Annotated in this window: 20 protein-coding genes; 17 read left to right on the top strand and 3 right to left on the bottom strand. The window is 45.6% G+C overall.

Going from position 1 to position 22,255, the window contains the following annotated elements; all coding sequences use genetic code 11:
• Positions 1–209 precede the first annotated feature (209 nt).
• Positions 210–1,388, bottom strand: a complete 1,179-nt coding sequence (locus tag R7P36_RS19695; RefSeq protein WP_017635664.1) for a 2-octaprenyl-3-methyl-6-methoxy-1,4-benzoquinol hydroxylase — start codon at positions 1,386–1,388, stop codon at positions 210–212.
• A 257-nt stretch (positions 1,389–1,645) separates the two neighbouring features.
• Between R7P36_RS19695 and miaB the strand changes: the two genes are divergently transcribed.
• From miaB to lnt, 5 genes are all read left to right on the top strand, one after another.
• Positions 1,646–3,070: a tRNA (N6-isopentenyl adenosine(37)-C2)-methylthiotransferase MiaB gene (gene miaB / locus R7P36_RS19690; protein WP_005373038.1), complete on the top strand. Its 1,425-nt coding sequence runs from the start codon at positions 1,646–1,648 to the stop codon at positions 3,068–3,070.
• Between the two features lie 73 nt (positions 3,071–3,143).
• Positions 3,144–4,241, top strand: coding sequence for a PhoH family protein (locus R7P36_RS19685; RefSeq protein WP_053303002.1), 1,098 nt, complete (start codon positions 3,144–3,146; stop codon positions 4,239–4,241).
• 2 nt (positions 4,242–4,243) lie between these two features.
• Positions 4,244–4,708: an rRNA maturation RNase YbeY gene (gene ybeY / locus R7P36_RS19680; protein WP_005373030.1), complete on the top strand. Its 465-nt coding sequence runs from the start codon at positions 4,244–4,246 to the stop codon at positions 4,706–4,708.
• Between the two features lie 105 nt (positions 4,709–4,813).
• Positions 4,814–5,713 (top strand): CNNM family magnesium/cobalt transport protein CorC, encoded by a 900-nt coding sequence (corC, locus tag R7P36_RS19675; RefSeq protein WP_005384118.1) that lies wholly within the window; start codon positions 4,814–4,816, stop codon positions 5,711–5,713.
• 33 nt (positions 5,714–5,746) lie between these two features.
• Positions 5,747–7,264 carry an apolipoprotein N-acyltransferase gene (gene lnt / locus R7P36_RS19670; RefSeq protein ID WP_213899808.1) on the top strand — a complete coding sequence of 506 codons (1,518 nt, stop codon included), beginning with the start codon at positions 5,747–5,749 and terminating at the stop codon, positions 7,262–7,264.
• An 84-nt stretch (positions 7,265–7,348) separates the two neighbouring features.
• On the opposite strand, the gene R7P36_RS19665 is transcribed toward lnt, so the two are convergent.
• Positions 7,349–7,819, bottom strand: coding sequence for a zinc ribbon-containing protein (locus R7P36_RS19665; protein WP_005373024.1), 471 nt, complete (start codon positions 7,817–7,819; stop codon positions 7,349–7,351).
• Positions 7,820–7,972: 153 nt separating this feature from the next.
• Here R7P36_RS19665 and leuS point away from each other — a divergent pair, with 153 nt between their 5' ends.
• From leuS to lipA, 12 genes are all read left to right on the top strand, one after another.
• Positions 7,973–10,546, top strand: coding sequence for a leucine--tRNA ligase (leuS, locus tag R7P36_RS19660; protein WP_005391313.1), 2,574 nt, complete (start codon positions 7,973–7,975; stop codon positions 10,544–10,546).
• A gap of 152 nt (positions 10,547–10,698) precedes the next feature.
• Complete coding sequence (lptE, locus tag R7P36_RS19655) at positions 10,699–11,238, top strand: LPS assembly lipoprotein LptE (RefSeq protein WP_005384122.1); 540 nt, start codon at positions 10,699–10,701, stop codon at positions 11,236–11,238.
• Between the two features lie 5 nt (positions 11,239–11,243).
• Complete coding sequence (gene holA, locus R7P36_RS19650) at positions 11,244–12,263, top strand: DNA polymerase III subunit delta (protein ID WP_213899807.1); 1,020 nt, start codon at positions 11,244–11,246, stop codon at positions 12,261–12,263.
• An 88-nt stretch (positions 12,264–12,351) separates the two neighbouring features.
• Positions 12,352–12,669 carry a ribosome silencing factor gene (gene rsfS, locus R7P36_RS19645; RefSeq protein WP_005373015.1) on the top strand — a complete coding sequence of 106 codons (318 nt, stop codon included), beginning with the start codon at positions 12,352–12,354 and terminating at the stop codon, positions 12,667–12,669.
• A gap of 4 nt (positions 12,670–12,673) precedes the next feature.
• Complete coding sequence (gene rlmH / locus R7P36_RS19640; RefSeq protein WP_017821762.1) at positions 12,674–13,144, top strand: 23S rRNA (pseudouridine(1915)-N(3))-methyltransferase RlmH; 471 nt, start codon at positions 12,674–12,676, stop codon at positions 13,142–13,144.
• A gap of 29 nt (positions 13,145–13,173) precedes the next feature.
• Positions 13,174–15,090: a penicillin-binding protein 2 gene (mrdA, locus tag R7P36_RS19635; RefSeq protein ID WP_213899806.1), complete on the top strand. Its 1,917-nt coding sequence runs from the start codon at positions 13,174–13,176 to the stop codon at positions 15,088–15,090.
• Positions 15,090–16,211 carry a rod shape-determining protein RodA gene (gene rodA, locus R7P36_RS19630; RefSeq protein ID WP_213899805.1) on the top strand — a complete coding sequence of 374 codons (1,122 nt, stop codon included), beginning with the start codon at positions 15,090–15,092 and terminating at the stop codon, positions 16,209–16,211. The genes mrdA and rodA overlap by 1 nt, the downstream gene beginning before the upstream one ends.
• 2 nt (positions 16,212–16,213) lie before the next feature.
• On the top strand, positions 16,214–17,017 hold the full coding sequence (locus tag R7P36_RS19625) for a septal ring lytic transglycosylase RlpA family protein (protein WP_213899804.1): 804 nt from the start codon (positions 16,214–16,216) through the stop codon (positions 17,015–17,017).
• A 91-nt stretch (positions 17,018–17,108) separates the two neighbouring features.
• Positions 17,109–18,287 (top strand): serine hydrolase, encoded by a 1,179-nt coding sequence (locus R7P36_RS19620; protein ID WP_005384132.1) that lies wholly within the window; start codon positions 17,109–17,111, stop codon positions 18,285–18,287.
• Positions 18,288–18,426: 139 nt separating this feature from the next.
• Positions 18,427–18,705: a DUF493 family protein YbeD gene (gene ybeD, locus R7P36_RS19615; RefSeq protein ID WP_005384135.1), complete on the top strand. Its 279-nt coding sequence runs from the start codon at positions 18,427–18,429 to the stop codon at positions 18,703–18,705.
• A 176-nt stretch (positions 18,706–18,881) separates the two neighbouring features.
• A complete protein-coding gene (lipB, locus tag R7P36_RS19610; RefSeq protein ID WP_005384137.1) occupies positions 18,882–19,544 on the top strand; it encodes a lipoyl(octanoyl) transferase LipB in 663 nt (220 codons plus the stop codon).
• Entirely contained in the window at positions 19,541–20,506 is a 966-nt protein-coding gene (gene lipA / locus R7P36_RS19605) for a lipoyl synthase (RefSeq protein ID WP_005391329.1), read from the top strand. Before lipB ends, lipA begins: the two co-directional genes overlap by 4 nt.
• A 461-nt stretch (positions 20,507–20,967) precedes the next feature.
• Here the strand turns inward: lipA and glyA are convergent, their stop codons facing one another.
• Entirely contained in the window at positions 20,968–22,218 is a 1,251-nt protein-coding gene (gene glyA / locus R7P36_RS19600) for a serine hydroxymethyltransferase (protein ID WP_005381985.1), read from the bottom strand.
• Positions 22,219–22,255: the final 37 nt, after the last annotated feature.

Raw genomic sequence — 22,255 nt, 5'->3', positions numbered from 1 at the left:
GAATTGGTAGACGCACCAGATTTAGGTTCTGGCGCCGCAAGGTGTGAGAGTTCAAGTCTCTCCTTCCGCACCATTATCGGAAAACCCAGCATGACTTTGCTGGGTTTTTTCTTTTTTTTGGTTCTGGACTCGGGAAATCATTAGATTTGCCGAATTAAAAAAGCGAGCTCATGGCTCGCTTTTTTTCTATCTGTGATTTGAGTAGCTTACTACATACCTAACGCGTATTTCAGTACTTGAGCCTTAATTGGCCCTGAGTTTTCAGCAAGCTTCAATGCAGCATTACGTACGAACTTCAATGGCCCTAGATCGTTGCTAAAACCTTTATAGAAAAAGTCCATGCCCGTCTGCATGAGTAAGTTGTCAGGTCGACGTGCGCGTTCGTATTTCGCGAGTAAGGTATCTTCCAGCTTTTCTTGTTGTTCTGTTACCGAAAGGAGAACGTCTACATCTTTGAAGCCTAAGTTTACCCCTTGCCCTGCAAGCGGGTTGATCGTATGGGCAGAGTCACCCACTAACACGCAATTTTTGCTTGAGTAGCTTTGCGCATGACGACGAGTGAGTGGGAATGAGCCAAACTGTAAAACTTCAATATCGCCTAATTCAGCAGGGAAATGACGTAAAATTTCTTCTCTTAGTTGAGGTTTACTCATCGCACACAGTTGTTTAATACGTTTAGGCGAGTCATACCAAACCAAAGAACCTTGGCCTACGACTTGACCATCGTCGTTACTCAAAGAGCACAGAGGTAAAAATGAACGTGGGCCTGAAGGTGTAAATTGTTGCCAAGTAATATCTTGCTGAGGCAATTCTGTTTTCACATTAATCAACATGCAGTGTTGTCGGTAATCCCACGCAGTTACACCAATTCCAGCCAATTGACGAACTTTAGAGTTTGCACCATCAGCACCAATCACCCAGTTAGCTTCAAACTGCGCCCCACTTTCTAGTGTCACAAGATTTACATCTGCAAACTCAATGGCTTTTAATCGCTCAGGACACATCACGGTTAGATTTTCATACTGAGAGAAGACTTGCCAAAGACCTAATTGGATTAGGCGGTTTTCAACGATGTAACCTAGCTGATCCAATGACAATTCATCAGAGTGAAAACGAGTACGGCACTCTGGGTGCTCCCAAGTTTCTAAGCGCCGATAAGGACAAACTCGCATGCTCTTGATCTCTGACCATGCCCCGAGTGAATCAAGTAACTCCACCGACTGGTGCGAGATTGCAGATACACGAATATCCATCGCCTGAGAGGCATCAAAAACTTTAGGTTTTGTACCTTCGACCAAGACAACGCTTCTGCCCTGCTTGGCAAATCCAACAGCGACGGCTGCCCCAACCATACCGCCACCGATCACGGCGATGTCATACTTGTTCATTTTTCACTCTTCATCGTGCTGATTAATTGGCGTTTTTTATTGTACTTTCCATGGCTACTTTTACAAAATTGTTTAACAAAAAACCTTGTTCAGCATAGGGCGAAAAACTAGATTTCATCAGGCTTTGCAGAGAATTAGCTAGATCACTAGTCAGGTGCTTTTTAAAGCAGTACAATACGCCGCTTACCGCCGTGATGGCGGCTATAATTTGAGCAATAGCTCTCCGATTTAAGTACAACTGAACGAGCGAAAGTGAGATGAGTAAGAAACTGCTAATTAAAACCTGGGGCTGCCAGATGAACGAATACGATTCATCAAAAATGGCCGACCTGCTTAATGCTGCAAACGGCTACGAGCTGACGGAAGAGCCAGAGGAAGCAGACGTACTTCTACTTAACACCTGTTCGATCCGTGAAAAAGCGCAAGAGAAAGTTTTCCACCAGCTAGGCCGCTGGAAAACACTAAAAGATAAGAAACCTGGCGTAGTTATCGGTGTAGGTGGTTGTGTAGCAACGCAAGAAGGTGACCATATTCGTGAACGTGCACCATACGTTGACGTTATTTTTGGCCCACAAACTTTGCACCGCCTACCTGAGATGATCAAACAATCTCAGTCCGATGATGCACCAGTTATGGACATTTCGTTCCCAGAGATCGAAAAATTCGACCGCCTACCTGAACCTCGCGCTGAAGGTGCGACAGCATTCGTTTCTATTATGGAAGGCTGCTCTAAGTACTGTACTTACTGTGTCGTACCGTACACTCGTGGTGAAGAAGTAAGCCGTCCAATGGATGACGTACTATTCGAAATCGCCCAACTTGCTGAACAAGGCGTACGTGAAGTAAACCTTCTGGGTCAAAACGTAAACGCGTACCGTGGTCCTATGCACGATGGTGAGATCTGTTCATTTGCAGAACTGCTTCGTTTGGTTGCGTCTATCGATGGTATCGACCGTATTCGTTTCACGACGAGCCACCCGTTAGAATTCACAGACGACATCATCGCAGTATACGAAGATACGCCAGAACTTGTGAGCTTCCTGCACTTACCTGTGCAAAGTGGTAGTGACCGTATCCTAACGATGATGAAACGCCCTCACACCGCTATCGAATACAAATCGATCATCCGTAAACTGCGTAAAGCTCGTCCTGATATTCAAATCAGTTCAGACTTTATTGTTGGTTTCCCTGGTGAGACAGACAAAGACTTCCAAGACACCATGAAGCTAATCAAAGATGTAGACTTTGACATGAGCTTCAGCTTTATTTTCTCTCCACGTCCAGGTACGCCAGCAGCGGATTACCCTTGTGATGTGTCAGAACAAGTGAAGAAAGAGCGCCTTTACGAACTACAGCAAACTATCAATGCTCAAGCGATGCGTTACTCTCGCTTAATGCTTGGCACAGAACAACGTGTTCTAGTTGAAGGTCCTTCGAAGAAAAACCTAATGGAACTACGCGCTCGTACAGAAAACAACCGTGTAGTAAACTTTGAAGGTAGTGCAGACCTAATTGGTCAGTTCGTTGATGTGAAGATCGTAGACGTATTTGCAAACTCACTGCGTGGTGAGCTAGTACGTACTGAAAAAGACATGGATCTTCGTAGTGTGATTTCCCCAACGCAGATGATGGCGAAAACACGTCGCGAAGATGAGCTGGGTGTAGCTACTTTTACGCCGTAAGCTCGTATAAATAGCCATAGAGAGCCTGGTCGTTATCAGGCTCTCACTAAGTGGCAAAAAATGAGAGGCAACATTGAGCAATAAAATCGTAACTCTAGAAATTAACCTAGAACCTTCAGACAACCGCCGACTAGCTAGCCTGTGCGGTCCATTCGATGACAACATCAAGCATTTAGAACGTCGTCTAGGCGTTGAAATTAACCACCGTAGTGACCACTTTACGATTGTCGGTAAACCTCATACCGCTTCAGCTGCGCTGGATATCCTGAAAACTCTATATGTTGATACCGCACCTTTACGAGGTGAGATCCCAGATATTGAGCCTGAGCAAATCCATCTAGCGATCAAAGAGTCTGGTGTTCTTGAGCAGAATACTGAGTCTAATATCGAGCATGGTAAAGAAGTCTTCGTCAAAACCAAGAAAGGTGTGATCAAACCACGTACGCCAAACCAAGCGCAGTACTTGGTTAACATGGTCACGCATGATATTTCTTTTGGTATTGGCCCGGCTGGTACAGGTAAAACCTACCTTGCTGTAGCAGCAGCTGTTGACGCACTAGAGCGCCAAGAGATCCGCCGTATTCTACTTACTCGTCCAGCGGTTGAAGCTGGTGAGAAATTGGGCTTCCTACCTGGTGATTTAAGCCAGAAAGTCGACCCATACCTACGTCCGCTATACGACGCCCTATTTGAAATGCTGGGCTTTGAGCGCGTAGAGAAGCTGATTGAACGTAACGTGATTGAGGTCGCCCCTCTTGCTTACATGCGTGGTCGTACTCTAAACGACGCCTTCATCATTCTTGATGAGAGTCAGAACACCACTGTTGAGCAGATGAAGATGTTCCTAACGCGTATTGGTTTTAACTCTCGCGCGGTTATCACTGGTGATGTCACGCAGATTGACTTACCTCGTGGTGCGAAATCGGGTCTTCGTCATGCTATTGAAGTACTAAGCGAAGTTGACGACATCAGCTTTAACTTCTTCTTGGCCGACGACGTTGTACGTCACCCTGTGGTTGCTCGTATCGTTAACGCGTACGAGAAGTGGGAAGCACAAGACCAGAAAGAGCGTAAAGAGTTCGAGAAACGCCGTCGTGAAGAACGCGATGCGAAGTTACTAGAAGCAGCAAAAGCCGAACTGAATGCACAAGTTGCTTCAACTAAGGAATAACCATGGCGATTGAACTTGATCTGCAACTGGCAGTCGAAAATGAAGAAGGTCTGCCTTCGCAGCAAGATTTCCAATTGTGGCTAGATAAGACAATACCTCTCTTCCAGCCACAAGCCGAAGTCACCATTCGTATTGTTGATGAACAAGAAAGTCATACGCTCAACCATGAGTATCGCGGCAAAGATAAACCAACTAATGTGTTGTCGTTTCCATTTGAAGCACCTCCTGGTATGGAAATAGATTTACTTGGTGATTTGATTATTTGCCGCCAAGTTGTTGAAAAAGAGGCGGTTGAACAGAGCAAGCCTCTGCTAGCACATTGGGCGCATATGGTTGTACATGGCAGCTTGCATCTGCTAGGTTATGATCATATAGAGGATGACGAAGCCGAAGAGATGGAGTCCCTCGAAACCGAAATCATGCAAGGTATGGGTTATGAAGATCCTTACATTGCTGAAAAAGAGTAGCTATTGGCCACTCGACAGGGAAAGGCGAACCACCTAAATGACTCTCGTGTTCGCCTCTCTATGTGTGCTATCACACTTCTGATAGCGTTACTTAATTGAGAAACAATGAACGAAGATAATTCTCCCTCTTCTAACGAAGATAAGAAAGAAAAGGCAGAAGGTCCGAGTAGAAAGTCCTTCTTTGAACGTCTAGGTCAACTATTTCAGGGCGAACCAAAAGATCGCCAAGAGCTTGTGGATGTTATCCGCGACTCTGAAGTTAACGACCTGATTGACCATGACACTCGCGATATGCTTGAAGGTGTTATGGAAATCTCCGAAATGCGTGTGCGTGACATTATGATCCCGCGTTCGCAAATGGTTACAGTTGAGCGTACTCACGACCTTGATACCTTGGTTGCTTTGATTACCGATGCTCAACACTCTCGCTACCCTGTGATCAGCGAAGATAAAGACCATGTGGAAGGCATACTTCTAGCGAAGGACTTACTTAAATACTTAGGCTCAGGCAGCAATCCATTTGATATCGAAGAAGTCATTCGACCAGCGGTTGTAGTACCGGAAAGTAAACGCGTTGATCGACTGCTGAAAGAATTCCGTGAAGAACGTTATCATATGGCCATTGTTGTCGATGAATTCGGTGGTGTTTCTGGTCTTGTGACCATTGAAGATATCCTTGAGGAAATCGTCGGGGATATTGAAGATGAATTCGATGAAAGTGAAGAGACGGACATTCGTAAGCTGAGCAAGCATACGTTTGCTGTCAGAGCGCTGACAACCATCGAAGAGTTTAATGAGACATTCGGAACCAACTTCAGCGATGAGGAAGTTGATACCGTTGGTGGTATGGTCATGACTGCCTTTGGTCACTTACCTTCTCGTGGTGAACTGGTTGAAATTGAAGGCTACAACTTCAAAGTCACCGCTGCCGATAACCGTCGTGTCATTCAACTCCAAGTGACGATCCCAGACGAAGAAACCCTGGTTGAAGCCACTCAAGAGTAACGCGATACCCATTGGGAATCTCAGAAAATTACAATGATGAATGAACTCTTTCATCGCCTTAAGCGGCCCTTAGTGGCCGCTTTTGTTGGCGCCTCTACTACACTCGCTTTCGCTCCTTACCAGCTGTGGCCTATTGCCATTCTTAGCCCAGCAATTCTACTGATTCTTCTTGCTAACCAAACTCCGAAACGCGCACTATGGATTGGTTATGCTTGGGGGTTAGGTCAATTTGCAACTGGCGTTAGCTGGGTTTACGTCAGTATCTCCGGTTTTGGCGGTATGCCGCTCATTGCCAATTTATTTTTAATGGGCTTACTTGTTGCCTACTTGGCTGTTTATTCAGGCTTATTTGCTTGGCTCAACAACAAGCTGTTTCCTCAATTTACGCTCACAAAAGCACTTCTCGCTGCACCTGCTTTATGGCTGATCAGTGATTGGTTACGTGGTTGGGTGATGACTGGCTTCCCTTGGTTATGGCTAGGCTATAGCCAGATAGATGCTCCACTCGCAAGCTTTGCACCAATTGGCGGCGTAGAACTGCTTACTCTATTTATCCTTATCAGCGCAGGGGCGTTAGCCTATGCATGGATTCATAAGCAGTGGCTGATGGTGATTATCCCTGCGGTGCTACTCAGTACTGGCTTTGGGATTCGCAACTACGATTGGGTAACACCCCGACCAGAAGACACGACTAAGCTCGCACTAATTCAAGGTAACGTAGACCAAAACCTAAAGTGGCTACCAAGTCAACGCTGGCCAACCATCATGAAGTATGCTGACTTAACTCGTGAAAACTGGGATGCTGACATTATCGTTTGGCCAGAAGCAGCAATTCCCGCTTTTGAAATTGAAGTGCCTTCATTTTTGAGCAATATCGACAGCGCTGCAAAAATGAATAACAGCGCAATCATCACCGGTGTCGTCAACCAAGCTGAAGATCGACAGTTCTACAACAGTATTCTGTCCCTCGGCATCACACCATACGGTGACTACAGCTTCGATTTAAGCGAACGTTACCATAAGCATCACCTACTACCGTTTGGTGAGTTTGTACCATTTGAAGATATTTTGCGCCCATTAGCGCCATTCTTTAACCTACCGATGTCGTCGTTTAGCCGTGGGGCTTTTGTGCAGCCAAACATCGTTGCGAATGGCATGCACATGGCACCAGCGCTTTGCTATGAGATCATCTTTAATGAGCAAGTGCGTCAAAATGTGACTGACGAAACAGACTTCATTCTAACGCTTTCAAACGATGCATGGTTTGGTCACTCTATCGGCCCTCTTCAACATATGGAGATCGCCCGTATGCGTGCCTTAGAGTTAGGTAAACCGCTCATCCGCTCGACTAACAACGGATTAACAGCGGTAACCGATCACCAAGGTAAAATCGTTGAGCAAGTACCGCAGTTTGAAACTGCAGTACTGCGCGCAGAGCTCACCCCAACCGATGGGAAAACGCCATATCGAATCGTTGGTACTTGGCCATTGTATATTTGGGTAGGGTTAAGTTTAGCGCTGGCGCTCGGCTTAAGAAGAAAACAGAGCTGATAACAGCTTGAAAGTAGAAAAGACAAAAAAGAGGCGACTAAGCCTCTTTTTTATTCATAGCATTATACTGTCGTTACGCGCCATTTATGGCTTTAATGACTGACGAGTAAAGCCTTTGTGACCACATTTAATACACGGAATGATTACAGTTGGGTGGTTATACGTTGTCTTGTGACCACACTCATCACAGACTAAAGTGCCTAAGCCTATCACCTCTCCTGCTTCATATAGCCCTTGATGTTCTAAGTCATCGAACAACTCAACCCACTCAACTTTAGTTCGGTCAGTAATCTCTAACAGCCCTTGCCATATCGAGTCCGCAATCGTTAAGTAAAACGGGCCGCTTTTGCTATCCTCGTAACTCTCTGAAAACTCTTTTAAGTCTGCTTTAAGGTACGCTTTGATTAAAGCCAATTCATCTTTGGTCAAGTCATTAGCAGCATCCACCACTTTGCCCGACGTCTCAATCGCTTTGTTAACTTCTTCCGGACTGTGCTTCAAGGTTTCAATCACATCCTCGAGCATTTCCTCATAACCTGTTTTACGTTTAGGCATAACTGACCTCCATCTTTCTCCTACCTGCGTCACTTAAGGGCGCATGGGTACAGATTGGCTATTGTTGTGATCCCTAGCTTTAGGTATTCTATGACGATCTATTTAAGTCTGTTCTAACCGAACTCACAAATTCCAAGATAACGGATACCATCGATGCAAGAACAATACAACCCACAAGATATTGAACAAAAAGTTCAAAAGCACTGGGATGACAACAAAACCTTTGTTGTAAGTGAAGACCCAAATAAAGAAAAATTCTACTGTCTGTCCATGTTCCCATACCCAAGTGGTCGACTGCACATGGGTCACGTGCGCAACTACACTATCGGTGATGTAGTATCTCGTTTCCAACGCCTACAAGGCAAAAACGTGATGCAACCTATCGGTTGGGACGCATTCGGTCTACCTGCAGAAAACGCAGCAGTAAAAAACAAAACTGCGCCAGCACCTTGGACTTACGAAAACATCGAATACATGAAGAACCAACTTAAGCTTCTAGGCTTTGGTTACGATTGGAACCGTGAATTCGCAACATGTACACCGGAGTACTACCGCTGGGAACAAGAGTTCTTCACTAAACTTTACGAGAAAGGTTTAGTTTACAAAAAGACTTCTTCTGTTAACTGGTGTCCTAACGACCAAACTGTTCTTGCAAACGAGCAGGTTGAAGACGGTTGTTGCTGGCGTTGTGATACGCCTGTAGAGCAAAAAGAAATCCCTCAATGGTTCATCAAAATCACTGAGTACGCTCAAGAGCTACTAGACGACTTAGACAAGCTTGAAGGTTGGCCTGAAATGGTGAAGACCATGCAGCGCAACTGGATTGGTCGTTCTGAAGGTGTTGAACTGAAGTTTGAAGTTAAGGGTCAACAAGACCTAGAAGTTTACACAACACGTCCAGATACGCTAATGGGTGTGACTTACGTGGGTATCGCAGCCGGCCACCCTCTTGCAGCTCTTGCAGCAGAGAACAATCCAGAGCTTGCAGCGTTTATCGACGAATGTAAGAACAACAAGGTTGCAGAAGCTGAGCTAGCGACAATGGAGAAGAAAGGTATGGCAACTGGCCTTACTGCGATTCATCCATTGAACGGCCGCGAAGTACCAGTATACGTAGCAAACTTTGTACTGATGGACTACGGTACAGGCGCGGTAATGGCAGTACCTGCACACGACCAACGTGACTACGAGTTCGCAACGAAGTACGGTCTAGACATCGTGCCTGTTATCAAGCCTGCTGATGGCAGCGAGCTAGATATTTCTGAAGCGGCATACACAGAGAAAGGCGTACTGTTCGATTCTGGTGAATTCGACGGCCTAGAATTCCAAGCGGCGTTCGATGCAATTGCAGCGAAGCTAGAAGCAGAAGGCAAAGGCACTAAGACTGTAAACTTCCGTCTACGCGACTGGGGTGTATCTCGTCAACGTTACTGGGGCGCACCAATCCCAATGGTAACGACTGAAGACGGTGAAGTTCACCCAGTACCTGCTGACCAACTACCAGTGATTCTTCCAGAAGACGTGGTAATGGACGGCGTAACCAGCCCAATCAAAGCAGACAAAGAGTGGGCGAAGACAACCTTTAACGGCGAACCTGCTCTACGTGAGACAGATACGTTCGATACGTTCATGGAATCTTCTTGGTACTACGCGCGTTACTGTTCACCACAAGCGGACGACATCCTAGACCCAGAAAAAGCAAACTACTGGCTACCAGTAGATCAGTACATCGGTGGTATCGAGCACGCTTGTATGCACCTACTGTACTCACGCTTCTTCCACAAACTACTGCGCGATGCGGGTTACGTAACTTCTGACGAACCGTTCAAGCAACTACTGTGTCAAGGCATGGTACTGGCTGATGCGTTCTACTTCGAGAACGAGAAAGGCGGCAAAGAGTGGGTAGCTCCAACAGACGTAGCCGTTGAACGTGATGGTAAAGGCCGCATTACTTCTGCTAAAGACACTGAAGGTCGTGATGTAACGCACTCAGGCATGATCAAGATGTCTAAGTCTAAGAACAACGGTATCGACCCTCAAGAAATGGTAGACAAGTACGGCGCTGACACAGTACGTCTATTCATGATGTTCGCGTCTCCAGCGGACATGACACTTGAATGGCAAGAGTCTGGCGTAGAAGGTGCGAACCGCTTCCTAAAACGTGTTTGGAAACTAGTGAAAGAGCACACAGCGAAAGGCGCAGCAGAAGCAGTAGATACCGCAGCGCTTTCTGGTGATCAAAAAGCACTTCGCCGTGACGTTCACAAGACTATCGCGAAAGTGACGGACGATATCGCTCGTCGTCAAACATTCAACACCGCGATCGCAGCGATCATGGAGCTGATGAACAAACTAGCGAAAGCGCCTCAAGAATCTGCGCAAGATCGTGCAATCCTTGACGAGGCACTGAAAGCTATTGTTGTCATGCTTTACCCTATCACTCCGCATATCTCATACGAGCTATGGGCAGCACTAGGTGAAACAGACATTGATAACGCGGCATGGCCGACGTTTGACGAAAAAGCGCTAGTTGAAGACGAAAAAACTATCGTTGTTCAAGTTAACGGTAAGCTACGTGCGAAGCTAACAGTCCCAGCGGATATCTCTAAAGACGATATCGAACAGCTTGGTCTAAACGACGAAAACGTGGTTAAGTTCACTGATGGCCTGACTATTCGTAAAGTCATTTACGTTCCAGGTAAACTGCTGAACATCGTTGCAAACTAATCACAGCTTGCAATTTGTCTCTGTTTAGCGAACTTATTTGTTAACCAAGAGTCATTAAACAGGGTAGTTTTCTACCCTGTTTATTTACCTCAAACCATTCACATGAGTGGTTTAAGGTAAATAACCCCTTCAATTTAGGATGAATACAATCAATGCGCTTTTTCTCTTTGATTAAACTACCAGTGGTATTGGTATTAGCGGGGCTTCTTTCTGCCTGTGGTTTTCACCTTCGCGGCGAGTATTCCGTACCGGAAGAGCTGCACACTATGTCTTTCTCCAGCTACGATGAATACAGTGAATTAACTCGCTATGTTCGCTCTCAACTCGAACTGAACAAAGTTGAACTTGTTCAACCATCATCGACGGTACCCAACCTTCATTTGACGGAAGCGACAATCGATGAGCGTACACTATCGCTTTATCAAAATAGCCGTGCAGCAGAAAAAGAGCTGACATACGTAGTAAAATACCGTGTGACAATTCCTGGCTATGGTTCTAAAAACTTTACGACAACAGTAAACCGCAACTACCTAGACAACCCGTTGACCGCACTTGCAAAATCTGTTGAGCGTGACGTAATTGAAGACGAGATGCGCTTGCAAGCTGCAAAACAGATGATGCGCCAGTTGGGCCGTATTCGTGCCGAATATGAAGCAGGACAAATCTCTGAGCCAGCGAACAAAAACTCTTAGTCACTATGCGAATTTATGCCGATAAGCTAACGGATCATTTAACTAAACAAGTTAAACAGGTTTACTTAATCTTTGGTAATGAGCCGTTACTGATTCAAGAAAGCCGCCGAGCCATCCAAAAGGCAGCGTTTCAGCAAGGTTTTGAGGAAAAACACCGTTTTGCGGTGGATGCTAGCATCGACTGGAACCAAGTTTACGACTGTTTCCAAGCGATGAGCCTGTTTTCAAACCGTCAATTGATTGAGCTTGAAATTCCTGAAAGTGGCGTGACAACCGCCGTCAGCAAAGAGCTGCAAACACTGTGTGATATGCTTCATGATGACATCATGCTCGTCATTGTTGGTAACAAACTGACCAAAGCCCAAGAAAATGCGAAATGGTTCAAAACATTAAGCTCAAAAGGCGATTGGGTAAGCTGCTTGTCGCCAGACCTTCAACGCCTACCTATGTTCATTCAGACACGTTGCCGCACGTTGGGACTAAAACCCGATCAGCAATCACTGCAAATGTTGGCTCAATGGCATGAAGGTAACCTATTTGCATTGACACAAAGCTTAGAGAAATTGGCCCTACTCTATCCGGATGGTGAGCTGACCATCATACGTTTAGAGGAAGCCCTAAGTCGCCATAATCACTTCACTACCTTTAACTGGATCGACGCCTTACTGGCAGGTAAAGCAAACCGTGCACAACGTATTCTTCGCCAACTTGAGGCGGAAGGGGTTGAGACCGTGATCTTGATTCGAAGTGTACAAAAAGAGTTGAGCCAACTTTTAAATATGCATCAAGACTTAAGTCAAATGGGAATGAACCAGGTATTTGAGAAATATCGAGTTTGGCAAAACAAGCGTCCACTCTATAACGCAGCACTGACCCGCTTATCAGCGAGTCGTATTTGTGCATTGCTCTCCTTGTTGGCTCAAGCCGAGATAAAAGCCAAAACTCAGTATGACGAGTCTGTATGGCCAACTATTCATCAGTTGAGCTTAGAAACCTGCTCTCCTGATATTAAGCTGGCAATTTAAAAATCAAAGCGTGATATAGTGCGCGACCTGTTTTGCAAGCAAGAATGTAAAACACTGTAGAGATAAGAGACAAACCGAGGAAAACCGAGTGCTTCGCGAAGAACTGAAAGACTTTTTAGCTGATAAAGCCGACGACATGAAAGCGGAAGACATTATCGTCCTAAATGTGGAAGATAAATCAAGCGTGACAGATTACATGATCATCTGTACTGGTACATCCAAACGCCACGTTTCATCCATCGCAGACCATGTTGCAACAGAGGTGAAAAAAGCCGGTCTTGAGCCACTAGGAATGGAAGGTGAAAACGAAGGTGAATGGGTAGTCCTTGATATGGGCGACGCTATGCTTCACGTGATGCAAGAAGAGCACCGCGAACTCTACCAGCTAGAAAAGCTCTGGGGTTAATCTTTTGAAAATTCAACTAATTGCTGTTGGTACAAAAATGCCAAAATGGGTTGAGGAAGGCTTTCAAGAATATCGTCGCCGTTTCCCGCATGATATGCCGTTGGAGTTGATTGAAATCTCTGCTGGCAAACGCGGAAAAAATGCCGATATCGCTCGCATCCTGCAAAAAGAAGGGGAAGCGATGCTCGCTGCGGTACCAAAAGGCAACCGTATCGTCACGTTAGATATCCCAGGTAAAAAATGGGACACTCCTCAACTCGCTGAGCAGTTAGAAGCTTGGAAATTAGATGGCCGTGATGTATCAATATTAATCGGCGGTCCCGAAGGACTCGCTCCTGCATGCAAAGCTGCAGCAGACCAAAGCTGGTCATTGTCTGCCTTAACGCTACCCCACCCTCTAGTGCGTATCGTAATGGCAGAAAGCTTGTACCGAGCGTGGAGCATCACCGCTAACCACCCTTATCATCGCGAATAATCGTTGTTTAACTTTAGAGCCAAGCGTTAATGATTCGTAAACGCCGCAGTCAAATCCGAGATTATCAAGCCGAAGCGCGTCTGTTTGCCAGCCGCGCTATTGTTGCTTTTATCGGCATTGTTGTCTTGATGGGAGCTCTGGTTGCCAACATGTACAACATTCAGGTGAACCAGTTTCAAGACTATCAAACCCGCTCGAACGATAACCGCATCAAAGTGGTGCCTATCGCGCCTAACCGAGGTCTAATTTATGACCGAAATGGCGTTTTACTGGCAGAGAACCGTCCCGTCTTTAACTTAGAACTGACCCCAGAAAAAATTAAAGACATTGATGCAACCATCCAAGAATTACAAACTATTCTGGAAATTACACCAGACCAGATTGAACGTTTCCACCACGAGCGTAAACGGACTCGTCGATTTAAATCGGTCCCACTGCTTACCCAACTGAACGAAAAACAAGTAGCGGTATTCTCCGTCAATCAGTACCGCTTTCCGGGTGTGGAAATAAGTGCGACCTTAAAGCGCTACTACCCTTTCAGCGAAGTCTTAACCCACGTGATTGGTTACGTTTCTCGAATCAATGATCGCGACATGCAGCGCCTGATCCGAGAAGAAAAAGACGCAAACTATCAAGCCACTCGCGACATTGGTAAGCTGGGTATTGAAAAATACTACGAAGACCTCTTACACGGTACAGCCGGATATCAAGAAGTCGAGGTAAACAGCCGCGGCCGAGTAATTCGTACGTTAAAGTACGTTCCACCTGTACCCGGAAAAGACATCGTTTTAAACCTTGATATCAACTTGCAGCTGTACGTACACCAATTATTGGATGGCCGCAGAGGCAGTGCTGTAGTGATCGATCCTAGAGACAACGGTGTACTGGCTATGGTTTCAAGTCCTAGCTACGATCCTAACTCGTTCGTGCACGGAATCTCAGGTAAAGACTATCGTGTCCTTTTGAACGATAAAAACCGTCCTTTGGTCAACCGCACTACACTTGGCATTTACCCTCCGGCCTCTACCATCAAACCATTTATGGCGGTAGCCGCGCTGCAAGAAGGTGTCGTCACACCTAACACCACACGAAATGACCCTGGTTATTGGCGCATACCAAACTCCAACACACGCCCGTTTCGTGACTGGTTGCGTTGGGGGCACGGGCGCGTCGATATCATTAAGTCGATCGAAGAGTCTGTTGATACCTTCTACTATCAAATCGCTTATGACATGGGTATTGACCGTATTTCGAATTGGATGATGATGTTCGGTTTTGGTGATTACACTGGCATTGATATCTACGAAGAAAGTAAGGCGAATATGCCGACTCGTGACTGGAAAATGTCTCGCCATAAAACCCCATGGTATAAAGGTGATACGATCCCTGTGGGTATCGGCCAAGGATATTGGACAGCAACACCAATGCAAATCGCCAAAGCAACCTCCGTATTAGTAAACGAGGGAGAAGTGATCGCACCTCACTTGCTCAAAGCGACGATAGAAAATGGTAACGACTTCGAAGAGCAGCAAACGACAGAATACGTGACTTACCCACCAATCAAGAATGTGCCTAAAAAGTACTGGGATATGGCGAAAGAAGGCATGCGTCGGGTAAACCATGGCACGCGCGGAACAGCTCGCCGCTCATTCTACAAAATGAATTATGAAACAGCGGGTAAATCAGGTACTGCACAGGTCTTCGGTCTGGGTGAAAACGAAGAGTACAACGCCGATGAGATCGCCGAGCACTTACGTGACCATGCGTTATTTACTGGCTTTGCACCATTTGATGATCCTAAAGTGGTCGTCACTGTAGTACTAGAAAATGCCGGTGGTGGTTCTAGTAACGGTGCCCCAGTAGTAAGGAAAATTTTTGACCGAGTCGTTCTTGGTCCAGAAGAAATTGAGCCTGAAAACAATGCGAAGAAAGAGGTAAAACAGTAATGAAGATGGATCCCTCTACAGGTAAAAATCGCGCCCTGTTTGAACGCTTCCATATCGACTTACCACTCCTACTTGGCATACTGGCCCTGATGGGGTTTGGCCTGGTGATCATGTACAGCGCCAGTGGCCAAAGTTTACTGATGATGGATCGCCAAGCCATGCGAATGGTGCTTTCACTCGTTGTGATGCTCGTCCTTGCGCAGCTTTCTCCACGAACTTACGAAAGCTTGGCACCTTTGATGTTCGTTGGTGGCGTTATACTGCTTTTCGGCGTGCTGTTTTTCGGTGAAGCATCGAAAGGCGCGCAGCGTTGGCTTAACCTCGGTTTTGTGCGCTTTCAACCGTCAGAGCTATTGAAGCTCGCAGTGCCATTAATGGTGGCTCGCTATGTCGGTAGACAGCCCCTTCCACCAACGCTAAAAACACTCATTGTTGCACTGATTATGGTCTGCTTACCAACCATTCTCATTGCAAAGCAGCCTGACTTAGGTACCTCGATCCTGATCGCCGCTTCCGGTATTTTTGTTATCTTCCTCGCCGGCATTAGCTGGAAAATAATTGCTGGTGCTGCGATTGCATTAAGTGGTTTCATTCCAATTCTGTGGTTTTTCTTGATGCGAGAGTATCAAAAAGTGCGAGTTCGTACTCTATTTAACCCGGAGTCTGATCCGCTAGGAGCGGGTTACCACATTATTCAGAGTAAAATTGCGATTGGCTCCGGCGGTATTTCCGGCAAAGGTTGGTTGCAAGGTACGCAGTCACAACTAGAATTTCTTCCTGAACGACACACTGACTTTATCTTTGCAGTAATTGCTGAAGAATGGGGTATGATTGGCTTCCTTTGCCTTTTAGCCATCTATCTATTTATTATTGGACGAGGTTTATATCTCGCCAGCCAAGCGCAAACCGCATTTGGACGAATGATGGCAGGCAGTATTGTACTCAGCTTCTTCGTGTATATTTTTGTAAATATTGGCATGGTAAGTGGCATCCTACCTGTAGTAGGTGTACCGTTGCCACTCATCAGTTATGGCGGCACATCAATGGTAACCTTGATGGCTGGTTTTGGTATTCTGATGTCGATTCATACGCACCGAAAAGCATTCTCTAAGGCGACCTAGACATGCAAAAACGCGCTTTATATTCCTTGGTTTTCTCTGCTCTTATTTTGGCAGGCTGTTCATCAACTAGCCAAAAAGAACAAGAAGGCCGTTACGAACTCGAATCCGATGTTGCACCGGATACACCGCTTTCAGTCGAACACATCGAGGATGCGCATCCTAAATATGAACCGTACAGCCTAGGTGGGAACAAAGATTACCACTTACGTGGCAAAGACTACAAAATAGTTCGCAATGCGAAAGGCTTTAAAGAAAAAGGCCGAGCATCTTGGTATGGGGAAAAATTCCAAGGTCATTTGACTTCTAATGGCGAAATCTATGACATGTACTCAATGACGGCAGCGCATAAAACGCTACCGTTACCAAGTTACGTAAAAGTTACCAATACTGACAACGGCAAAACCACCATAGTACGAGTTAATGACCGAGGTCCTTTTCACGATGGCCGTATCATTGATTTAAGCTATGCCGCCGCGCACAAGTTAGATGTCATAAAAACAGGCACCGCGAACGTGGAAATTGAAGTGATCAGTATCAATCAGCCCACGGATAAAAAGTCATTAGAAGCGCACCCTAGGTACGTTATTCAAGTGGCATCATCAAAAAATGAAGAACGCGCGCGAACTTTAGGTACCGAGCTTGGTCAAAAATTGGATACAGAAACTTTCCTAGAGAGTGCGAAAGAGTCTTATCGCTTGTTGTTAGGGCCATTTACTGACTATTCCCTGACGCAAGCCACATTAGATAAAGTAAAGTTGCTCGGCTATTCGTCTGCATTTATTAAAAAACACAACACTGCCAAATGACCTCGTGTCATGAATTTCTCTTTGATCCCCCTCTTACATAACTAGGGATTCTGATAAGATGTCTGCAGTTAACCCAAAAATTTGAATTACCATGAATAAAAATAAGTTTGTGAAATCTATTCTCGTTTCTTCGGTTGCCCTTTCTGCAACTTTCGCTCAATCTGCTCTTGCATCACCTATCGTTGTTCCAGATGCCCCTCAAATCGCGGCGAAGGGCTACGTGCTGATGGATTACCATTCAGGTAAAGTACTGGCAGAGAAAGAGATGAACACAAAATTGTCTCCAGCTAGTCTGACTAAGATGATGACCAGCTATGTAATCGGCCAAGAGCTAGCGCGTGGTAATATCTCAGAAGATGATGATGTCACCATCAGTAAAAATGCGTGGGCGAAAAACTTCCCTGATTCATCAAAGATGTTCATTGAAGTAGGCACAACAGTTAAAGTACGTGACCTGAACCGAGGTATCATCGTCCAGTCAGGTAACGATGCCTGTGTTGCGATGGCAGAACATATTGCAGGTTCAGAAGATGCGTTTGTTGACCTAATGAACGCTTGGGCCAACACATTGGGTATGACTAACTCGCACTTTGCCAACGTTCATGGCTTAGATAACGCAGAGTTGTACTCAACACCATACGACATGGCACTGCTGGGTAAAGCACTTATCCGTGACGTACCAAATGAGTACCGAGTGTACTCAGAGAAGAAATTTACTTACAACGGCATCACCCAATACAACCGTAACGGTCTACTTTGGGATAAGAGCATGAACGTTGACGGTATCAAAACGGGTCACACAAGTAATGCGGGTTACAGCCTAGTAAGTTCAGCAACTGAAGGTCAAATGCGCTTGGTTGCGGTCGTTATGGGTACTAAAGATGCCAATGCTCGTAAGTCAGAAAGTAAAAAGCTGCTAAGCTACGGCTTCCGTTTCTTCGAAACAGTGGCACCGCACAAAGCAGGTGAAACGTTCGTAGAAGAAAAAGTGTGGATGGGTAACAAAGACACCGTAGCACTGGGTCTTGACCAAGATACTTACGTAACACTACCGCGTGGTGAAGCGAAAAACCTAAAAGCAAGCTTCGTCCTTGAAAAAGAGCTAGAAGCCCCAATTAATAAAGGTGATGTAGTTGGTAAGCTATACTATCAGATCGATGGTGAAGATATTGCCGAATACCCACTAATGGCACTAGAAACCGTAGAGCAAGGTAGTCTATTTAGCCGCATGTGGGATTACATCGTATTGTTATTCAAGAGCTTCTTCTAAAAAGAACATTAGAGTAGCAAACTTATTCGCAAAGCCGCCTGAATGGGCGGCTTTTTAAGTTTGAGCTCCTCGTCTTGAGTTCCCCCTAATTTGACTGTACTATTTCGCACCGCAACGAATATCTACTGGAGTTATCGATATGCTAACCATCAACTCTGATGCAAAATTAAAAGACCTGCTTGAGTTCCCTTGTTCATTTACTTACAAGGTAATGGGTCATGCAAAGCCTGAACTTCCAGAGCTTGTTCTTGAAGTTATTCAGCGCCATGCTCCAGGTGACTACAGCCCGACCGTTAAACCAAGTGCTAAGGGCAACTACCACTCTGTGTCAATCAACATTACTGCAACCTCTATCGAGCAGGTTGAGACACTGTACAAAGAGTTAGGTGAAATTGACATCGTACGCATGGTTCTATAATTTTTTGATATATTAAATTTTTTTTGAAAGCAGCCTTGGCTGCTTTCTTTTTATTTATCAAAGAGATAACGAGGCTTTACATCACTTTCAGTTAAAAATCTGTTACGCAGCGGTAGAGCATCAGGGTTATCCGGTTTATAATCCAAAAACTTTATATATTAGCAACAGGAATTCCCATGCAACACCAACTTGTTGTAAAACGACTTGGCCGCCAAGACTATGAGCCTGTATGGAAGGCGATGCATGAGTTCACCGACCAACGCACAGAAGAAACCCGTGATGAAGTCTGGTTGGTAGAACATAACCCAGTATTTACGCAAGGACAGGCAGGTAAAGCTGAGCACTTGATTAACACTGGCGATATTCCTGTTGTACAAAGTGATCGCGGAGGCCAGGTTACGTATCATGGCCCTGGTCAGTTGGTCGCCTACTTCTTGATCAACCTACGCCGTAAAAAATTAGGTGTACGAGATCTCGTTACCACAATCGAGAACCTCGTGATCAACACGCTAAAAGCATACAATATTGACTCAGCCGCGCGACCTGACGCACCAGGTGTCTACGTTGCCGGTAAGAAAATATGCTCTCTCGGTTTACGCATTCGTAAAGGATGCTCGTTTCATGGTTTAGCCTTGAACGTAAATATGGATTTAACACCGTTTCTGCGTATTAACCCTTGTGGTTATGAAGGTATGGAAATGGTTCAGGTCAGCCAATTTGGCGGCCCAGACAATGTAGAAGCCGTAGAAAAACAATTAATAGAAGAACTCGTTACTTTGCTCGATTATGAGCAAGTAGAATTCAGCACAGAAGCACCTTCTCAAGGTAATAAAGCATGAGCAAACCAATCCAGATGGAAAAAGGCGTTAAATATCGTGACGCCGATAAAATGGCATTGATTCCCGTAAAGAACATGCCTACAGAGCAGAAAGAAGTGCTACGTAAGCCTGATTGGATGAAGATCAAGCTACCAGCCGACAGCCAACGAATTCAAGACATCAAAGCGGCGATGCGTAAGAATAAACTTCACTCCGTATGTGAAGAAGCATCTTGCCCGAACCTAGCGGAATGTTTTAACCACGGTACAGCAACCTTCATGATCTTAGGTGCTATTTGTACTCGTCGTTGTCCTTTCTGTGACGTTGCTCATGGCCGCCCATTACCACCGGAAGCAGAAGAGCCTCAAAAACTGGCGAAAACCATTGCCGATATGAAGCTGAAATACGTAGTAATCACTTCTGTTGACCGTGACGATCTGCGTGACGGCGGTGCACAGCACTTTGCCGATTGTAACCGCGAGATCCGTGCGTTAAACCCGCATATTAAGATTGAAACACTGGTTCCTGACTTCCGTGGTCGCATGGATGTAGCGCTTGATCTAATGAAAGACAATCCGCCAGATGTCTTCAACCACAACTTAGAAACCGCGCCACGTCTTTACCGTAAAGCTCGCCCTGGTGCGAACTATAAATGGTCACTTGAGCTTCTTAAGAAGTTCAAAGAGCAGCATCCCGATGTACCGACCAAGTCTGGTTTGATGATGGGTCTTGGTGAAACCAAAGAAGAAATCATCGAAGTACTGAAAGATCTACGCGCACACGGCGTAACGATGCTGACTCTAGGCCAGTACCTAGCGCCAAGCCGTCACCACTTGCCAGTAGAACGTTACGTTCCGCCATCAGAGTTTGACGAGCTAAAAGAAGTTGCACTAGAACTTGGCTTCACGCATGCAGCGTGTGGTCCATTTGTGCGCTCTTCTTACCATGCCGATATGCAAGCTCAAGGTATCGAGATTAAATAAGCTCTCGCTTGTTTTGAAAAGCTTGTTTTGAAGAGAAAAGGTTGGCTCAGTGCCAACCTTTTTTGTATCTGGCAAATGATGATAAAAAGCCATTCTACCACTGTCATTCTGAACAGCGAGGAACGAGCGTGATTCAGAATCAGTTTTCAGAGTACTGATGATTTTTAGGGAAACTCTGAGTAAAAGAGTGTGCCTCAACAAGATTCCTGATCTCGCCTAGGCTCGTCGGAATGACGTGGTTTGGATATATTGAAAAGGGACAGTGTTGGTAGCCATCCCCTTATCACACACTCTCGCTATATCTCATTCCAAACGCTAGACAAACAAAAAGGCCCTCAAATGAGGGCCTTTAGTATATCAATGTTCAAAATAGATGAGTCGAGTTCTAGAAGAACACACGGAGTTTGCGCGAGCAAATGAGTATGTTCGACACCGAAATCGACTCACTCTATGAAAAGCAGTTAGGCGTAAACTGGTAGACGCTTACAAATTTCTAGCACTTTCTGTTTTGTCGCTTCGATAACTTCTTCGTTGCCGATGTTATCTAGAACGTCACACATCCAGTTTGCTAGCTCTTTTGCATCTTCTTCAGTGAAGCCACGGCGAGTGATCGCTGGCGTACCTACACGAATGCCAGACGTTACGAATGGGCTGCGTGGGTCATTTGGTACTGAGTTCTTGTTTACAGTGATGTTTGCTGCACCTAGTGCCGCGTCTGCGTCTTTACCAGTGATATCTTTGTCGATTAGGTCAACAAGGAACAAGTGGTTTTCTGTACCGTTAGATACGATTTTGTAGCCACGCTCTTGGAACTGACCAACCATTGCTTTTGCGTTTTTCACTACGCGAGCTTGATAAGCTTTGAACTCTGGCTCCATCGCTTCTTTGAACGCTACTGCTTTACCAGCGATAACGTGCATTAGAGGGCCACCTTGACCACCAGGGAACACTGCTGAGTTCAATTTCTTGTACATATCTTCGCCAGCATTTGACAAGATAAGACCACCGCGAGGACCTGCTAGTGTTTTGTGCGTCGTTGTTGTTACCACGTGAGCATGCGGTACTGGTGTTGGGTATTCACCGGCGGCGATAAGACCAGCTACGTGCGCCATATCAACAAATAAGTAAGCACCTGCTTTGTCAGCGATTTCACGCATGCGTTTCCAATCAACGATTTGCGAGTAAGCAGAGAAACCACCGATGATCATCTTAGGTTTGTGTTCAAGTGCTAGCTGTTCCATCTCGTCGTAGTTGATTTGACCAGCTTCATCGATACCGTAAGGGATAACGTTGTAGTGCTTACCCGAGAAGTTTACTGGTGAACCGTGAGTTAGGTGACCACCGTGTGCTAGGCTCATGCCTAAAACTGTATCGCCAGGGTTAAGAAGCGCCATGTAAACTGCGCTGTTTGCTTGAGAACCTGAGTGAGGCTGTACGTTAGCGTACTCACAACCAAATAGTTGGCATGCACGCTCAATTGCTAGTGCTTCAGCTTTATCTACGTACTCACAACCGCCGTAGTAACGCTTACCTGGGTAGCCTTCAGCGTATTTGTTCGTTAGCTGAGAACCTTGCGCTTCCATTACACGTGGGCTTGTGTAGTTTTCAGAAGCGATAAGTTCAATGTGTTCTTCCTGGCGAAGAGTTTCTTCCTGGATAGCTGCGAACAGTTCCGCATCGTAATCTGCGATGTTCATATCACGCTTAAGCATCTGTATCTCCTGACTCAGATTAGTACTGAAAGTTGCA

Source organism: Vibrio sp. 397, assembly GCF_033339395.1.
In the GTDB taxonomy this organism is placed as follows: domain Bacteria; phylum Pseudomonadota; class Gammaproteobacteria; order Enterobacterales; family Vibrionaceae; genus Vibrio; species Vibrio alginolyticus.
Note: the sequence above shows the minus strand (reverse complement) of the source record. Positions and strands in the feature narration are given on the sequence as shown.

Bases quoted from the DNA above. Each gene is read 5' to 3' on its own strand.
- ybeD (WP_005384135.1), top strand. From the start codon at position 18,427: ATGCTAACCATCAACTCTGATGCAAAATTAAAAGACCTGCTTGAGTTC.
- mrdA (WP_213899806.1), top strand. From the start codon at position 13,174: ATGATTCGTAAACGCCGCAGTCAAATCCGAGATTATCAAGCCGAAGCG.
- R7P36_RS19695 (WP_017635664.1), bottom strand. From the start codon at position 1,388: ATGAACAAGTATGACATCGCCGTGATCGGTGGCGGTATGGTTGGGGCA.
- R7P36_RS19620 (WP_005384132.1), top strand. From the start codon at position 17,109: ATGAATAAAAATAAGTTTGTGAAATCTATTCTCGTTTCTTCGGTTGCC.
- holA (WP_213899807.1), top strand. From the start codon at position 11,244: ATGCGAATTTATGCCGATAAGCTAACGGATCATTTAACTAAACAAGTT.
- ybeY (WP_005373030.1), top strand. From the start codon at position 4,244: ATGGCGATTGAACTTGATCTGCAACTGGCAGTCGAAAATGAAGAAGGT.
- corC (WP_005384118.1), top strand. From the start codon at position 4,814: ATGAACGAAGATAATTCTCCCTCTTCTAACGAAGATAAGAAAGAAAAG.
- R7P36_RS19665 (WP_005373024.1), bottom strand. From the start codon at position 7,819: ATGCCTAAACGTAAAACAGGTTATGAGGAAATGCTCGAGGATGTGATT.
- miaB (WP_005373038.1), top strand. From the start codon at position 1,646: ATGAGTAAGAAACTGCTAATTAAAACCTGGGGCTGCCAGATGAACGAA.
- lipA (WP_005391329.1), top strand. From the start codon at position 19,541: ATGAGCAAACCAATCCAGATGGAAAAAGGCGTTAAATATCGTGACGCC.
- leuS (WP_005391313.1), top strand. From the start codon at position 7,973: ATGCAAGAACAATACAACCCACAAGATATTGAACAAAAAGTTCAAAAG.
- glyA (WP_005381985.1), bottom strand. From the start codon at position 22,218: ATGCTTAAGCGTGATATGAACATCGCAGATTACGATGCGGAACTGTTC.
- lipB (WP_005384137.1), top strand. From the start codon at position 18,882: ATGCAACACCAACTTGTTGTAAAACGACTTGGCCGCCAAGACTATGAG.
- rodA (WP_213899805.1), top strand. From the start codon at position 15,090: ATGAAGATGGATCCCTCTACAGGTAAAAATCGCGCCCTGTTTGAACGC.
- R7P36_RS19625 (WP_213899804.1), top strand. From the start codon at position 16,214: ATGCAAAAACGCGCTTTATATTCCTTGGTTTTCTCTGCTCTTATTTTG.
- lptE (WP_005384122.1), top strand. From the start codon at position 10,699: ATGCGCTTTTTCTCTTTGATTAAACTACCAGTGGTATTGGTATTAGCG.
- lnt (WP_213899808.1), top strand. From the start codon at position 5,747: ATGATGAATGAACTCTTTCATCGCCTTAAGCGGCCCTTAGTGGCCGCT.